General features: G+C 62.8%; 1 pseudogene. It reads left to right on the plus strand.

The features are described from left to right. Nucleotides 1–403 (plus strand): annotated as a pseudogene (locus tag AC0L2Y_RS34640) (Ulp1 family isopeptidase); the annotation flags it as partial.

Genomic DNA, 403 nt, shown 5'->3' on the forward strand with positions numbered 1-403 from the left:
GTTCGTCCAACCTTCCCGCGGGGGCGGTGCTCGGGGCCACCGAACTGCTCAGCGACGCCCATATCCAGAGGGATTACCAGTTGCTGGAGCAGTACCTGCAGGCGGCCCACCCAGCGCTCGCCGCCCGAACGCGGCTGGTGGATGCGTTGGTCGCCCATCAGCTGCGCCGTGACGACGGGGACGTGCAAGGTAGGTTGCTGTCCATCTATCATCAAAACGACGTCGCAGCCGACTTCGTGTTCCTGCCGGTGAACAGTGGCAATCCTATGGCTACGGCGGAGAATGAGGGACGCGCTGAGCATTGGTCGCTGCTGCTCGTTGATCGACGCGACCCGGAAAGAGCGGTCGCCTATCACTACGACTCCATCCATCAGAGCTATCGACGGGGATACAATGACGCGCC

This window comes from Mesorhizobium sp. WSM4830 (genome assembly GCF_055811495.1).